The sequence below is a fragment of the Polyangium mundeleinium genome (assembly GCF_028369105.1).
GTDB classification, from domain to species: domain Bacteria; phylum Myxococcota_A; class Polyangia; order Polyangiales; family Polyangiaceae; genus Polyangium; species Polyangium mundeleinium.
Window position 1 is genome coordinate 9,859,498 of record NZ_JAQNDO010000001.1, and the last position, 13,991, is coordinate 9,873,488.

The 13,991-nt window shown below is 68.0% G+C and carries 13 protein-coding genes; 7 read left to right on the forward strand and 6 right to left on the reverse strand.

Features of this window, described 5'->3' with window-relative positions; all coding sequences use genetic code 11:
- Positions 1-23: 23 nt before the first annotated feature.
- The gene (locus POL67_RS38815; RefSeq protein ID WP_271925765.1) at positions 24-992 is read right to left on the reverse strand and encodes a phosphoribosylaminoimidazolesuccinocarboxamide synthase; all 969 of its coding nucleotides are present in this window, start codon (positions 990-992) and stop codon (positions 24-26) included.
- A gap of 81 nt (positions 993-1,073) precedes the next feature.
- Between POL67_RS38815 and mdh the strand changes: the two genes are divergently transcribed.
- Genes mdh through mhpA form a run of 3 tightly spaced genes read left to right on the forward strand, consistent with a single transcriptional unit; the run spans position 1,074 to position 4,785 of the window.
- Positions 1,074-2,021, forward strand: coding sequence for a malate dehydrogenase (gene mdh / locus POL67_RS38820; protein WP_271925767.1), 948 nt, complete (start codon positions 1,074-1,076; stop codon positions 2,019-2,021).
- A 2-nt stretch (positions 2,022-2,023) separates the two neighbouring features.
- A complete protein-coding gene (locus tag POL67_RS38825) occupies positions 2,024-3,151 on the forward strand; it encodes a DegT/DnrJ/EryC1/StrS family aminotransferase (protein ID WP_271930976.1) in 1,128 nt (375 codons plus the stop codon).
- A gap of 29 nt (positions 3,152-3,180) precedes the next feature.
- The gene (gene mhpA / locus POL67_RS38830; RefSeq protein WP_271925769.1) at positions 3,181-4,785 is read left to right on the forward strand and encodes a bifunctional 3-(3-hydroxy-phenyl)propionate/3-hydroxycinnamic acid hydroxylase MhpA; all 1,605 of its coding nucleotides are present in this window, start codon (positions 3,181-3,183) and stop codon (positions 4,783-4,785) included.
- 140 nt (positions 4,786-4,925) lie between these two features.
- On the opposite strand, the gene icd is transcribed toward mhpA, so the two are convergent.
- On the reverse strand, positions 4,926-6,320 hold the full coding sequence (icd, locus tag POL67_RS38835) for an NADP-dependent isocitrate dehydrogenase (protein WP_271925770.1): 1,395 nt from the start codon (positions 6,318-6,320) through the stop codon (positions 4,926-4,928).
- Between the two features lie 104 nt (positions 6,321-6,424).
- On the opposite strand from icd, the gene POL67_RS38840 reads away from it, so the two are divergent.
- Positions 6,425-7,441, forward strand: coding sequence for a peptidylprolyl isomerase (locus tag POL67_RS38840; protein ID WP_271925771.1), 1,017 nt, complete (start codon positions 6,425-6,427; stop codon positions 7,439-7,441).
- Between the two features lie 52 nt (positions 7,442-7,493).
- Here POL67_RS38840 and POL67_RS38845 read toward each other — a convergent pair whose 3' ends face one another.
- The 3 genes from POL67_RS38845 to POL67_RS38855 form a co-directional block, all read right to left on the reverse strand.
- On the reverse strand, positions 7,494-8,627 hold the full coding sequence (locus POL67_RS38845) for a prohibitin family protein (protein ID WP_271925772.1): 1,134 nt from the start codon (positions 8,625-8,627) through the stop codon (positions 7,494-7,496).
- A gap of 37 nt (positions 8,628-8,664) precedes the next feature.
- The gene (locus POL67_RS38850) at positions 8,665-10,167 is read right to left on the reverse strand and encodes a DUF2330 domain-containing protein (RefSeq protein ID WP_271925773.1); all 1,503 of its coding nucleotides are present in this window, start codon (positions 10,165-10,167) and stop codon (positions 8,665-8,667) included.
- A gap of 153 nt (positions 10,168-10,320) precedes the next feature.
- Positions 10,321-11,121, reverse strand: coding sequence for a hypothetical protein (locus tag POL67_RS38855; protein ID WP_271925775.1), 801 nt, complete (start codon positions 11,119-11,121; stop codon positions 10,321-10,323).
- 87 nt (positions 11,122-11,208) lie between these two features.
- Between POL67_RS38855 and dusB the strand changes: the two genes are divergently transcribed.
- The 3 genes from dusB to POL67_RS38870 all read left to right on the forward strand — a co-directional run bounded on the left by dusB (position 11,209) and on the right by POL67_RS38870 (position 13,067).
- Positions 11,209-12,195 carry a tRNA dihydrouridine synthase DusB gene (gene dusB, locus POL67_RS38860; protein ID WP_271925776.1) on the forward strand — a complete coding sequence of 329 codons (987 nt, stop codon included), beginning with the start codon at positions 11,209-11,211 and terminating at the stop codon, positions 12,193-12,195.
- A gap of 273 nt (positions 12,196-12,468) precedes the next feature.
- On the forward strand, positions 12,469-12,822 hold the full coding sequence (locus POL67_RS38865; protein WP_271925777.1) for a helix-turn-helix domain-containing protein: 354 nt from the start codon (positions 12,469-12,471) through the stop codon (positions 12,820-12,822).
- Positions 12,819-13,067, forward strand: coding sequence for a hypothetical protein (locus POL67_RS38870; RefSeq protein WP_271925780.1), 249 nt, complete (start codon positions 12,819-12,821; stop codon positions 13,065-13,067). Before POL67_RS38865 ends, POL67_RS38870 begins: the two co-directional genes overlap by 4 nt.
- A gap of 77 nt (positions 13,068-13,144) precedes the next feature.
- Here the strand turns inward: POL67_RS38870 and POL67_RS38875 are convergent, their stop codons facing one another.
- Positions 13,145-13,597 carry a hypothetical protein gene (locus POL67_RS38875; RefSeq protein ID WP_271925781.1) on the reverse strand — a complete coding sequence of 151 codons (453 nt, stop codon included), beginning with the start codon at positions 13,595-13,597 and terminating at the stop codon, positions 13,145-13,147.
- Between the last annotated feature and the right edge of the window lie 394 nt (positions 13,598-13,991).

Consider the following 13,991-nt stretch of genomic DNA (forward strand, 5'->3'; position numbering starts at 1 on the left):
CACACCTTCCGGCGGCGCCTGGTTCAGGCGGGCAACGCGAGGTTCCGCCGGATCCGCGCGTGCGGATCTTCGAGGTTCGGCACGAACACCTGCCCGGTGATCGCTTCAAACGCCTCGATGTACCGGCGCGCCGCCTCGACCCGCACATCGTCCGGGATCGTAGGAATCGGCCCGTCCCCCGTGAACCCCGTGCCCGCGAGCCAGCGGCGCACGTACTCCTTGTCGAACGACTCGGGCTCTTCGCCCTGCGCGCGGCGTGCGTCGTATGTCCGGGCAAACCAGAAGCGCGACGAGTCCGGCGTGTGGATCTCGTCGATGACCACGATCCGCCCGTCCTTCGTCTTGCCGAGCTCGTACTTCGTGTCGACGAGGATGAGCCCGCGCTCCTCGCAGCGCTTTTGCCCGAACGCGAAGAGCGCCATCACCATCTCGGCCGCTTCGTCGAAGTCCCGCGCGCTGATCACGCCCTCGGCCAGGATCTCCTCCCGCGACGCGGAGACGTCGTGCCCGCCCTTCGGCGCCTTCGTGCTCGGCGTCAGGATCGGCGCAGGCAAGCGGTCGTTCTTGTGCAGCCCGTCCGGCAGGGGATGGCCGCAAAAGACACGCTCGCCGCGGGCGTAATGGGTCCAGATGCTCGTGGAGGTCACGCCCGTGACGTACGCGCGCACGACCATCTCGACGGGCAACGGCGTGCACTCGACGGCCTCGACCACGTTCGGATCCGGCACCGAGATCACGTGGTTCGGCGCGATGTGCTTCGTCGCCTCGAACCAGTGCGCCGCGAGCAGGTTCAGGACCTGCCCCTTGAGCGGCAACGTGCCGAGCACACGATCAAAAGCGCTGATCCGATCGGTCGCCACGAGGAACCGCCGACCATCGCCCGTGGTGTAATTGTCCCGGACCTTCCCTTCGTATTTCGCGCCGAGCGCCCCGAAATCCGTGTGGTCGAGGGTCGTCCGGAGCGCTTCGCGGAGGGTGTCTGCGGAAACCATGGCGCCCGGACCTTAGCGCAAGATTTGCGCGGCGCAGCAAGCCGGTTCTTTTCAGCTCGGCGGGGTGCTAAAGGGCCGCGCATGAGCACTCGGAAGAAGATCGCACTCATCGGGGCCGGCAACATCGGCGGCGAGCTCGCGGCGCTCTGCGCCCGCAAGGAACTCGGCGACATCGTTCTCTTCGACATCCCGGCGAAGGCTGACTTCGCCAAGGGCAAGGCCCTCGATCTCGAGCAGAACTCGAGCGTCATCGGCTACGACGCGAAGATCACCGGCTCGAGCGACTGGAAGGACTGCGCCGGTGCCGACGTCGTGATCATCACCGCGGGCATCCCGCGCAAGCCCGGCCAGAGCCGCGACGACCTCGTCGCGACGAACCTGCCCATCATCCGCAGCGTCGCGGCGGGCGTGAAGGAGCACTGTCCGGATGCGTTCGTGATCGTCATCTCGAACCCGCTCGACGCGATGGTCTACGAGCTCAAGCGCGCCACGGGCCTGCCCCGCGAGCGCGTCGTCGGCATGGCCGGCGTGCTCGACAGCGCGCGCTTCCAGCTCTTCCTCGCGCGGGAAGCCAACGTCAGCATCAAGGACGTCCGCGCCATGGTGCTCGGCGGCCACGGCGACGACATGGTCCCCGTGCTCAGCGCGACCACGATCAACGGCGTCGCGGCGACCGAGCTCATCGCGCGCGAGAAGCTCGACGCGATCATCGCCCGCACCCGCACGGGCGGCGGCGAGATCGTGAAGCTCATGGGCACGAGCGCCTACTACGCTCCGGCGTCGGCCGCGGTCGCGATGGCCGAGGCGTTCCTCCTCGACCAGAAGCGCCTCCTGCCGAGCGCCGTCTACCTCGACGGCGAGTACGGCTACAAGGACCTCTTCATGGGCGTGCCCGTCATCATCGGCGGCCGCGGCGTCGAGAAGATCCTCGAGATCAAGCTGACGGACGACGAGAAGGCGATGCTCGCGAAGAGCGCGAAGAGCGTGCAGGGCATCACCGACGTCGTGAAGGCCACGCCGGCCGCGTGACCATGCAGCAGCGGGGCATCACGGTCCCGCTCCTCGATCTGCGCGCGCTCCATCGCGCGATCCGCGAAGAGATCGATCAGGCCATCGCTCGCGTCGTCGAGGCGCAGGCGTTCGTCCTCGGAGAAGAGGTTCGCCTCTTCGAGGAGGCGATCGCCGCGCGCCTCGGCGCCGCGCACGCGATCGGCGTGGCCTCGGGCAGCGACGCGCTCCTGCTCTCGCTCATCGCTTCGGGTGTAGGCCCAGGCGACGAGGTCGTGACCACGCCGTTCACGTTCTTCGCGACCGCAGGCGCCATCGCGCGGCTCGGCGCGCGGCCCGTATTCGTCGACATCGAGCCCGGATCGTGGAACCTCGATCCCGACCGCGTGCGCGTGGCGCTCGGCCCGCGCACGCGCGCGATCGTGCCCGTGCACCTCTACGGCCGCGTCGCGCGCATGGAAGCTTGGCTCGACGAGGCGCGCGCGCGCGGCGTCGCCGTCGTCGAGGACGCCGCGCAGGCGATCGACGCGCGGCGGGGCGGGCGCGCGGCCGGCACGATCGGCACGTTCGGCTGCCTCTCGTTTTTCCCGAGCAAGAACCTCGGGGCCTTCGGCGACGGCGGGCTCATCCTGACAAACGATCCCGACAAAGCCACGCGGGTGCGCCGGCTCCGCACGCACGGCGGCGAAAAGATGTACCGGCACGACGAGGTCGGCATGAACAGCCGCCTCGACGCGATCCAGGCCGCGGTTTTACGCGCCAAGCTCCCCTACCTCGACGGCTGGACCGAGGCGCGGCGCGCCATCGCCGATCGATATCGCGCCCTCTTCGCCGAGGCGGGCCTCTCCGATTTCGTCCGCCCTGCCGAGGACGATCCCGAAGGCCGCCACGTTTATCACCAATTCACGATTCGGGCCGCCCGTCGAGACGATCTCCGCGCGTTCCTCGAATCCGCCGGCGTTGGCACCGCCGTCTACTACCCGGTCCCGCTGCATTTGCAGCCTTGCTTCGCGCACCTCGGCCACGAAGCGGGGGACTTCCCGGAAACCGAGCGCGCCTGCCGCGAGGTGCTCTCGCTCCCCATTTCGCCGACGTTGACGCCGGAACAGCAGCACATCGTGGTCGATCGCATTCGCGCATTTTATTCCTGATCACGTTCCAACACGAAACGGCTGGGGGCATGTTCGAAGACGTCGACGTCGCGATCGTGGGTGCGGGTCCCGTGGGCACGCTGATGGCCAACCTGCTCGGCAGGCACGGGCTCCGCGTGGTCGTGCTCGAACGCGAGAGCACGCCCCACGGCACCCCACGCGCCTTCTCCTGCGACGACGAGGCCATGCGCGTCTATCAGCAGGCCGGGCTCGACCACGAGCTCTCCGCGACCACCTACGCCTGCCCGGAGGCCGCGTTCACCGATGCAAGCGGACGTGCCTTCGCGAAGCTCGTCTTCCGCGGGCTCGATTTCGGCCATGGGTTTCCCGCGCTGAACTTCTTTCACCAGCCCACGCTGGAGGCCATCCTGCGGCGCGGGCTCGCTCGATTCGAAGGCGTGTCGTTGCGGCTCGGGCACGAGGTCCTCGCGATGGACGAGGATGCGGAGCGAGCGCGGCTGACGATGCGGGATCCGAACGGAGAAACGCGTGACCTGCGCGCGCGTTACGTGCTCGGGTGCGACGGGCGCAAGAGCACGATCCGCAAGCTCGCGGGCATCGCCTACGAGGGCCGCCGGTACGAGGAGCCGTGGATCGCCATCTCCGGCGTGATGGACGAAATCCCCGAGACGATGCCGCTCGCGCGTTTCGTCTGTGATCCGGCGCGGCCCGGCTTCGTGGCGCGCGGGACCGAGAACCAGTGCCGCATGGAATTCATGATGCAGCCGGGCGAAACGCGCGAATCGATCGAGAAGCCCACGTCGATCGCGCGGCTGATCGCGCCGTACGTGGATCCCGACAAAATCCGCATTCAGCGAGCGAGCGTGTACACGTTCGAGGCGAAGACGGCCACGCAATGGCGCAAGGGCCGTTTTTTTCTGCTGGGCGACGCGGCGCACACGATGCCGCCGTTCATGGGGCAAGGGCTCGTGTCGGGGCTCCGGGACGCGGCGAACCTCGCGTGGAAACTCGCGCTTTGCATCACGGGGCGCGCGAGCGAGCGGTTGCTCGATACGTACGAACGGGAGCGACGGCCGCACCTGCTCGCGATGACGGAGATCAGCATCCGGCTCGGGCATGTCTTTCTCGTGCGCGACGCGCGCGCGGCGGCGGTGCGCGACGTGGTCTTTCGCGGGCTCGATCGGGTGAGCCGTGTACGCAAGTTCATTCGGGACATGGAGTTCAAGCCGAAGCCGACGTGCGACGAGGGAATGATGCGGGGCGGGCGGCGTCGGCGCGGGCGCTTCGACGGGGCGCCAGGCGTGGTCCCGCGGTATCCGGAAGGTACGTATTTCCCGCAGCCGTTCGTGCGTGACGCCTCGGGCGCGCGCATGCGGCTCGACGATACATTCGGGGCGGGATTTGCCGTGCTCGGCTTCGGGCTCGATCCACGCGAGAGGATCCAGGACGAACCGTTCTGGAAAGGGCTCGGCACGCAATTTTTCCGGGTCCTCCCGGCGGGGAGCGGAGCGCGGGAAGGCGCGCTCGTCGACGAGGACGGCGCGCTCGAACGGTGGTTTGTCCGGTATGGCGCGGCGCTCGTGATCGTGCGGCCGGATCGTTATGTCTTCGGAGGCTTTTCCCGCACGGAGGCGGCGCAGGCGGAGGGCGCGTTACGCCGAGCCCTCGGCTAACGCGCTCGACGAGCCCCAGCGGCGCGTGATCGTAAGCATCGGCTGCGCGTTCGGCCGCATGAAATCGTCGGGAGACAACGTAGAAAGCCCCCTCCTCCGATCCGGAAGAGGGGGCTTCCACACGTCACGTAGAAAAGCGCTCAGCCCATGTGCGCGATGATCGCGTCACCGAACTCGGAGCACTTCACCTCTTTCGCGCCCTCCATGAGGCGCGCGAAATCGTAGGTCACGGTCTTCGCGCCGATCGCGCCGTCCATGCCCTTGTTGATGAGCTCCGCGGCCTCGACCCAGCCCATGTGCCGCAGCATCATCTCGCCCGACAGGATGACCGAGCCGGGGTTCACCTTGTCGAGGTTCGCGTACTTCGGCGCCGTGCCGTGCGTGGCCTCGAAGACCGCGTGGCCCGTCACGTAGTTGATGTTGCCGCCCGGCGCGATGCCGATGCCGCCGATCTGCGCCGCGAGCGCGTCCGAGAGGTAATCGCCGTTGAGGTTCAACGTCGCGATCACGTCGAAATCACGCGGCCGCGTCAGCACCTGCTGGAGCGTGATGTCCGCGATCGAGTCCTTGACGCGGAGCATCTTCTTCCACTTGCCGCCGCCGTGCGTGTCCCAGAGCTTGAGCGCCTCCTCGACCTCGGCGCGGAACTCCGCCTGCATGTCCGGCGGCGCCATGTCGTAGCCAGGCTCGATCTCCTTGGCGTTCTGCTCGACCGTGATCTCCGGGTTCTTCTCCTTGTTCCCGAGGATCCACGTCTCGCGCTCCGTCACCACCTTGTCCCGGAAATCGTGCTGCGCGAGCGAATAGCCCCACGCCTTGAACGCGCCTTCCGTGAACTTCATGATGTTGCCCTTGTGCACGAACGTGACGCTCTTCCGGTTGTACCGGAGGGCGTAGTCGATCGCCCCGCGCACCAGGCGCTCCGTGCCCTCGCGGCTCACCGGCTTGATGCCGATGCCGCTCGTCTCCGGGAAGCGGATCTTCTTCACGCCCATCTCGTTCTGGAGGAAGGCGATCACCTTCTTCGCCTCCGGGCTCTCCGCCTCCCACTCGATGCCGGCGTAGATGTCCTCCGTGTTCTCACGGAAGATCACCATGTCGACCGCGCCCGGATCCTTCACCGGCGAAGGAACGCCCTTGTACCAGCGCACCGGGCGCAGGCAGACGTAGAGGTCGAGCATCTGCCGCAGCGCCACGTTGAGCGAACGGATGCCCTTGCCGATCGGGGTCGTCAGCGGGCCTTTGATGCCCACGAGGTACTGGCGATACGCCTCCACCGTGCCCTGGGGCAGCCACTCGCCGAACGTGTTGAACGCCTTCTCGCCCGCGTACACCTCGTACCAGGCGATCTTCTTCTTGCCGCCGTACGCCTTCTCCACGGCCGCATCGAGCACGCGCTGGCTCGCCCGCCAGATGTCGGGCCCGGTGCCGTCGCCTTCGATGAACGGGATGATGGGTTGGTCCGGCACCTGGAGCTGGCCGGACGAGGACATCGTGATCGCTTCGCCCGCAGAGGGCTTCGGGAACTCGCGCATGGCGGCGCAATAAACCAGGGCGACGGCTGCCGCAACGGGGACGGACGATCTCGGGTGATTCGCTCGCGGACCCACGGCCGCAATTGTGCTACGTCGTGCCCGGCATGCGCTCTCGTCAAAGGCTCGTCGCTCTGGGTCTCGTCCTCGCCGCCGCGCTCGCCCAGCAGCCGGCCGAAGCCATCATCGTCGAGCGAATCGTCGCCGTCGTGGGCGACGACCCCATCCTGCTCTCGGAGCTCCGCGCCCGCGCCAAGCCCTTCCTCCTGCAGGTTCAGCAACGCGTGCGCCCCGGCGCCGAGCAGGCCGCCGCGGAGTCGCAGGTGTTCAAGGACATGCTCGAGACGATGATCGATCAACGCCTCGAATCGCAGGCCGCCGAGCGCGCGGGCATCACGGTCACGCCCGACGAAGTTGAAAACGCCTTCCGCAACATCGCGAACGCCCAGGGCATCTCGACGGCCGATCTCTTCCGCGAGGCGAAGGCGCGCTCCGGCCTGACGGAGCAGGAATACCGCGACGAGATCCGGCGGCAGATCCTCGAAGGCAAGATGCTGCAGCTCCGCGTGAAGGGGCGCGTGCGCATCACCGAGGACGACGTGAAGGCGACGTACGAACGCACGCTGCGCGAGGAGCGCAAGCGCCGGGACTACCGCCCCTCGTGGATCGTGCTGCAAATCATGCCGGGATCGAGCCCCGAGGCGATCGCCGAGCGGAAGAAGCTCGCGGCCGAGATCGTGACGCGCGCTCGCGCCGGGGAGGACTTCGCGGCGCTCGCGCGCGCCTACTCGGACGAGGCGAACACGCGCGACACGGGCGGCGACCTCGGGATCCGCGCTCCGATCGGCTCGCCCCAGACCCAGCAGGGCCAGCGCCCGGCGCTCTCGCCCGAGTTCGAGAACGCGGTGATGCCGCTCGAACCGGGGCAGGTCAGCGACGTGGTCGAGATGGAGAAGGGCCTCGTGATCATGAAGCTCGTCTCGCGCCAGCCCTCCCGATACACGACGTACGATGCGGCCAAGGGCGAGATGGTGCAGCGCCTTCAGACGGAGATCCTCGAGAAGGCGAAGCGCAAGTGGCTCGACGAGCTGAAGAAGCGCACGCACCTCGACGTGCGCTTGTGATCGACTCCCTCACCCCCAACCCCTCTCCCTCGCGGGAGAGGGGAGAAGAGACTCACTTCTTCGGTTGTTCGGCGGGCGCGGCGGGAGCGGGAGGCGCCGCGCCATCGGGCGCCTTCGCCGCGTCGGCCTTGCCGTCCTTCTCGTCCTTCGCGCGCTCGGCCTCCTTGCGCTCCATCTCCTCTTCCTGACCGAGCAGCTCGAGCAGCTTCTTCTCGTCGTCGTCGCCGCCCTTGCCGAGCTTCGAGGCGTCGAACGTGAGCATCGGCATCGCGCCGCCGCCGTTCATCACGGGCAGCCGGCCGTTCCAGCGCTCGAGCGCGCGGTACTGAAGCACCGACGGCGTCATCGAGTACTTGAGGATCAGGTTCGACCTCGCCTCGGCCTTGGCCGTGATGAGCTTCGCGTCCGCCTCGCCCTGCGCGCGCGCCCGCGCCGCCTTCGCCTGCCCCTCGGCCTGCGTGACGGCCTGCTCCGCCTCCGCCCGTACCTGACGCACCCGGTTCTCCGCCTGGATCGCCTGCTGCGTCGCCTCCATCGCCCGGTTGATCGCGTTCGCCACGTTCTCCGGCAGCCGAAGCGCGCCGTTGATCGTGAGCTGATCGATCACGAACCCGTCCTTGCCGAGCTGCTCCTGCATGCGCTGCGCGACGTTCTCCACGAGCTTGCCCTTGCCCGCGCCGTAGATCTCCTGCACCGGCATCTGCGAGGCCTGCATGTTGAAGCTCTCGCGCATCGCGTTGCGCACGTAGCCGTTCGCGAGATCCATCAGGTCCGACTTGCGGAACCGACCGTAGAGCTTCGGCGCGAGCGAGGGCTCGATGTGGAACGAGAGCCCGACGTCGGCGTTGATGTTCACGCCTTCCTGCGAGGAGAACGTGATCGAGCTGTCGCGCGCGTTGCTCTCGTGAGGATCCTTCGTCCAGACGATGTTCTGCACGCTCGTCGGGAACAGGATGATCTGCTCCGTCAGCGGATTGAAGAACACCCAGCCCTGCACCGTGGGGCTCTTGTCGACGCCGCGTTCGTCGCCCGCGAGCTTGACCTTGATGCCGACGTGCCCCGCGTCGACACGCGTGACACACGACGAGAGGGCGATCGCCAGGATCGCGAGCCCGACGGCCGCGAGGGCGATGCGTTTGACGAGGTTTGCAGGAGGCGGGGTCGAGAAGGGGCGGACGGTTGCCATGGCGCTCTCGCGCCTAGCATATCGAGAAGAAGAAGGCTCAGGCCCTCGTGGCGCCGAGCCGCCGGCGCGCCGCCACGGCGATCGCGGCGAGCGCCATGCCGAAGCCGACGACGAGCGGGCCGCGTCCGTCGCCGCCGGTCTTCTTGCCAGCGCCCGGGACAGGAGCGGCCGAGCCGTCGCCGCAGAAGACGTCCACGTTCGTGCCGATGCGCGCCTGATGCATGTTGTCGACGGTCTCTTGCAAGGCCGCGGGCTCGAGGACGAGATCATTGTCGAGCGCCGCGCGCGGCAGGTTCGCTTCGAGCCGCGTGAGCCAAACGTCCTTCGGATGCAGGCCGTTCATCGCGACCGCGAGGTCGTCGAGCGGGCCGCACGAAAGCGTGCGCGCGTCGATCTCGCCTGACCCGACCTCGCCGCAGGAGGGATCGTCGAGCGGCACGCCCGCGGGGCACGGGTTCGAGACCATGACGCCGCTCTTGCTGACGTTCGCGAAGGACGCCGAGCACGCGCCGTCCGTCGTCTCGCCGTTCGCGAGGCCTTGCTGCACGTACGCCGCCGCGATCGAGTCGGCGAAGGACCCGTTGCCGCCGGTCGTGTACGTGCGGAACCCCTGGAAGCTGAAGAGACCAGGGAGCTGCGAGAACAAGCCGCCCTGGAACGCGAACGCCGTGAGCCACGACGCGCCGCCGTTCTGTTCGAGCACCTTCGTGCGGAGCTCGCCGTAGTTCGACGCCTGCGTCTTGAAGTCCCACGAGAGCAGATCGACCGGCGCCACGACGTTGTTGAAGTTCTTCGCCTCCCAGCGGCCCTCGGTGATCATGAAGAGCGTGATCGCGACGTTCGCGCCGGTCCCGATCGCCACCATGCGCAGGGGCAACGTGGCGCTCGCGCCCGGCTGCACGACGCGCACGGGCGTCATCGCCGCCACGTCCTTGTCCGGCAGGAGCTTGATCGCGATGAAGTCGAACTTCTCCGCGGCGTAGGCGTCGATCACCGGCTGCGTCGAGGGATCGATCGTGTACCCCGCGCTGTCGAGCCATCCATTCAGCGCGCCGGGCGTGTCCGTGCTGAGCGTGACGGTCTGATAGGGACCCACGGTGCCGCGGTGGACGACCGTGACGCTCGGTCCGCCGCCGCCGTTGCTGCCATCCTCCGCGGCCGAGAACGCGCGACCCGCGAGCGCGTCGCTACAGCCGAAGCCGCTGCCACCGCTGTTGCCGCAGTCGACGCTCGCCTGGAAGATCTGCGTGGTCGTCGCGGCGTCGAGCGTGTCGAACCAGGCGTCGGTGGAGGTCTCGATCACCGCGCCCGGCTTGACCGGCAAGACCCACGCGAAGCTCTTCGGGTCGCCGTTGTACTGGATCTGATCCCAGAGCACCGTTTGCTTCGGCGAGATCGAGAGCGCCATGCGATGCGCCGAGACAACGGTGCTCTGGCTCGGCGGAACGAAACATCCCCCACACGCCGCGGCGTCCTCGGTCGCAGTGAGAGAAGCGAGAAGCGTGGCGGCGAGGACCGGGACGACGAAGCCGAGTCGCATGGGGAAGGTCTCCTCTCGGGCGAGAGCCTTAAGGAAGATAAGCCAAGGAGCGGGCGGAATCAGCAAAAGCGATGCCGACCCAAATGCGGGCGTTTGCGGTGAAATGCTGCGCCAGAGTGCGCCATGCAGGGCGAAGGCGCCGCGGGGTCCGCTTCAGCGGGAAAGCGGGGCCACGTCGATGCGGCAGGAGACGGGGAGCGCGAGGCCGACCTGCTCCAGGGAGATGGGCGTCTGCGTGATGGCGCTCGGCGGCTCACACGAGACGAGGTGGAGCGGCGCGGTTTGGGACTCGGCGACGCGGGCAAAGGCGCGCGCGCGCTCGACCCAGCGCTTGACGAGCTCGGCCCGGTGCGACTCGGGGTCGCGGAGCTTGATCTCGGGCGAGCCAAAGGCGACCTCGATCTCGGGGGCGCCCTCGCCGGTGGAAGGCACGAGCGCGTCTTGCTTGCGTGAGGCCTCGACGAGCCCCGCGACGAGCCTCGCGCGCGCCCAGTAGCCCGCCTCCGCGGCGAGCGGGACCTCGACCGCGCCGTCCACGGTCACGATGAAGCGCGCCGGCGGCGGCTTGTCGTCCTTCACCTTCGTGTACTCCGGCGCCGCCGTGGTGTTCGCGCCGAGCATGGCGATCGTGGCCGCGCCGCCCGTGGACGCGCCGAAGCGCTCCTTGATGGCGAGCGTGGCCTTCTCCAGAAGGTCGAGCCCGGCCTTCGGATCACCGAGCTCGACGCGCAGGACGAAAGGAACACACGCGAGGTCCGGGCGCACGACGAGCGCGCCGCGCGCGTCGCCGTGGCTCGGGATCGAGGGCCCGCTCGGCGCGGAGAACGCGGACGACGCGCCGCTGTACGACGAGCTCGCGAGGAGCGACGAGGGCGTGCTCGGCTCGGGGACGGCCGAGCCGCACGCGGTGGCGAGGAGACCGAGCAGAAGCGGGACAAGCCGGAGTTTCTCCATGGGTGGGCGAGTCTACCCGCAATCACGCCGGGATCGCTGGCGCGTCCGTCTGCCGCATGCTCTAACCTCTCCCCTTCGAGAACCGCCGTGCCCTCCGACCGAACGCTTTTTCAGAAGCTCTTCTCCTCTCGGCCCGTGATCCTCGCGCCGATGGAGGACGTCTCCGACGCCGTCTTCCGCAAGCTCTGCCGCGAGCTCGACGCCGGGCTCTGCGTGACGGAGTTCGTGAACGTCGAGGGCCTCTTGCGCGGCTGCCGCAACGCGCGCCGAAAGATCACGCTCGCCCCCGACGATCAGCCGACCGCCATCCAGATCTACGGCTCGGATCCCGACCGCCTCGCCGAGGCCGCCGAGATCGCCGCGGCCGCGGGCCCCTCGTTCCTCGACATCAACTGCGGCTGCTGGGTGCCGAAGATCGCGGGCCGCGGCGCGGGCGCGGGCTGGCTCCGGAACCCGACCGCGATGGTCGAGATGGCGGCGATGGTCGTGCAACGCGTGTCCATGCCGGTGACGGTGAAGACGCGGATCGGCTGGGGCCCCGAGTCGGAGATGCCGATCGTGGAGCTCGCGAAGCGGCTCGAAGGCGCGGGCGTCTCGGCGTTGACCATCCATTGCCGGACGGCGCAGATGGGCCACTCGGGGGCGGCGGACTGGTCCTGGGCGGCGCGCGCGCGGAGCGTGGTCAGCATTCCGGTGATCGTGAACGGCGACATCAAGAGCGCGGAGGACGCACAGCGCGCGCTCGCGGAGACGGGCTGCGAGGGCGTGATGGTGGGCCGGCGGGCGATCGAGCACCCGTGGATCTTCCGCGAGGCGAAGGCGCTGCTCGAAGAGGGCCGGTTGATCGATCCGCCGACGCCGGAGGAGCGGATCGCGCTCTGCAAGAAGCACCTCGTGATGAACACGGAGGAGCGCGGCGAGCCGCACGGCGTACGCGTGACCCGGCGGCACCTCGCGGGGTACCTGCACGGGCTGCCGGGCGCGGCGGCGCTCCGGCGCGCGCTGAATGCGTGCGACTCGCTGGAAGGGTGCCTCGCAATCCTGGACGAGGCGCTCTCGCGACGAGCGGCCTGACCGACCCGACGGGGTGGTGACGGCGCGCGTTCGAGCGGTCTAAGTTACGAATAGGCGCGCCTCCAAGTCGCCTGCGCGCGTCTCCAAGTCGCCTGCGCGCGTCTCCAAGTCGCCTGCGCGGGTAGTGCGGTCATTTGGCCGAAACTGCGGTCATTCGGCCGAATCGTGATCGGGAACGCGTAGGATGTGCGTCGTCCGAAAGACGCCCGCCTCGGAGGGCTACCGACCTCCGAGGCGGACTTGACGCAACCACGCTCGCACGAGGTCACGCCCATGCACGATCTGTCATGGCCCGGCTCATACGGCCAAGAGAACGATCCGCCCTGCCCGCCCGAACCCGAGACGCCGCGCCGGCGCAAGTCGGGCGCGCTCATGCTCTCCGCGGAGGAGGCGCGCCACGTGCGCGTCGCGGTCCGGAAGCTCCGTCGCGCGTTCGGTAGCTTCAACGCGCTCGCCGCGAGGCTGAACATGCCCGCGAACACCGTCCGTCGCATCGCGAACCCGAAGGGCACGCCGCCCACGGGGACCTTCGCCATCCGCCTGGCCGCCATCGCGGGCGTCTCGGTCGAGGTGCTTCTCGGCGGCAAGCTCGTCGTGACGACGCCGATCATCGGGAGGGCAGCATGAGCCGGTCGCGCGTCAGGGAACGCGAGCGCGTCCGCGCCACCGTCCATACGACCGACCCGGCCGCGCTGGCGGCCTACGCGGGCGCGCTGCGTCCCGTCGTCGCGAGCCTTCGGACGCTGGTCGAGGACGCGACCGCTGCGCCGTCGAAGCGCGTCCACGCCCGCGCCTTCCTGCGTCGGGAGATCCTCCGCGGCATCCGTGAGCTTGAAGCCCGGATCGACGCCGCCGCGCCGCCTGCGCCCTAGCCTGCTCCTCACCCAAAGGACCGGAAGAGGACCCGCTGGCCGTATAGGCCTCCGCTGCGTTTCCTCATTGTCGACCATCACGACGACGGCCCTCCCTTCTCGTTCTTCTCTACTGCGAGCAACGAGTTTACGTACCTTCGCGCTATCTCGTGAAATGGTTCGCTGGTTTTGACCTTGTCTCGTTTTACGAGATAGACCACGGTCTGCGCTATCAATGCGGACGTTCCGACAACCAGAATGGCCACATCGAACCCGTTACCCGGAGTCATCACAATATCCTTTATTGCTTTTGCGATGAGTCCCAGCGCGCTCGCGCCTCCGACAAGCGCCGCCCACCCGTCTGGACGCTTCGGAGGATTATCAAGGGCTGCCTTTACGACGTCCAATTCAGTGTCCTTGATGCGCGGCGCTCGCGTCGCCAACATGCCATCGCGCCCGTGATCTACTGGCGCACTCAGTGCTTCGCGCAATCGAGGATCCATGCTCGCCCGCTTGGCTACCTTCGCTGCCAAATCGTCTTGCGAGCTCATCGTGAACCTCCTGGCCAAACGCCAGGAGCAATGACGCTCGCCGCGTACATCTCCACGTAGCCGCATAGCTGGCATACATATGGACGCACAGGAAACAGTGGGCCGCCCGGTGTGAACGTCGCAAGCTTGCCGTCCCTTGTAGGAGGAGCGACGCTGTCAAGCGCATACCATACCGTTGAATCCGAAACCATCGTCGTGTCTTGGTTAACGGCTGTATGCGTAGGGTGTTCGTGACTGACGCACACGAGCACGTGCTTGTTTCCCTTGAGGACAATGGGCATGCGTCTTGCGTACTACACGTTCCGCAAAGTGGGAAAGTTCGCGGCTCCGTAGCCATCACACTAGGACAATTCGTGTCCGACCATTGCGTCGATTCTCCGCATTTTCGGCGAGT

Coding starts and splice junctions, on each gene's coding strand:
- mhpA (WP_271925769.1), top strand. CDS start 3,181: ATGTTCGAAGACGTCGACGTCGCGATCGTGGGTGCGGGTCCCGTGGGC.
- POL67_RS38855 (WP_271925775.1), bottom strand. CDS start 11,121: ATGGAGAAACTCCGGCTTGTCCCGCTTCTGCTCGGTCTCCTCGCCACC.
- POL67_RS38840 (WP_271925771.1), top strand. CDS start 6,425: ATGCGCTCTCGTCAAAGGCTCGTCGCTCTGGGTCTCGTCCTCGCCGCC.
- POL67_RS38850 (WP_271925773.1), bottom strand. CDS start 10,167: ATGCGACTCGGCTTCGTCGTCCCGGTCCTCGCCGCCACGCTTCTCGCT.
- icd (WP_271925770.1), bottom strand. CDS start 6,320: ATGCGCGAGTTCCCGAAGCCCTCTGCGGGCGAAGCGATCACGATGTCC.
- POL67_RS38825 (WP_271930976.1), top strand. CDS start 2,024: ATGCAGCAGCGGGGCATCACGGTCCCGCTCCTCGATCTGCGCGCGCTC.
- POL67_RS38875 (WP_271925781.1), bottom strand. CDS start 13,597: ATGAGCTCGCAAGACGATTTGGCAGCGAAGGTAGCCAAGCGGGCGAGC.
- POL67_RS38845 (WP_271925772.1), bottom strand. CDS start 8,627: ATGGCAACCGTCCGCCCCTTCTCGACCCCGCCTCCTGCAAACCTCGTC.
- POL67_RS38865 (WP_271925777.1), top strand. CDS start 12,469: ATGCACGATCTGTCATGGCCCGGCTCATACGGCCAAGAGAACGATCCG.
- POL67_RS38870 (WP_271925780.1), top strand. CDS start 12,819: ATGAGCCGGTCGCGCGTCAGGGAACGCGAGCGCGTCCGCGCCACCGTC.
- POL67_RS38815 (WP_271925765.1), bottom strand. CDS start 992: ATGGTTTCCGCAGACACCCTCCGCGAAGCGCTCCGGACGACCCTCGAC.
- mdh (WP_271925767.1), top strand. CDS start 1,074: ATGAGCACTCGGAAGAAGATCGCACTCATCGGGGCCGGCAACATCGGC.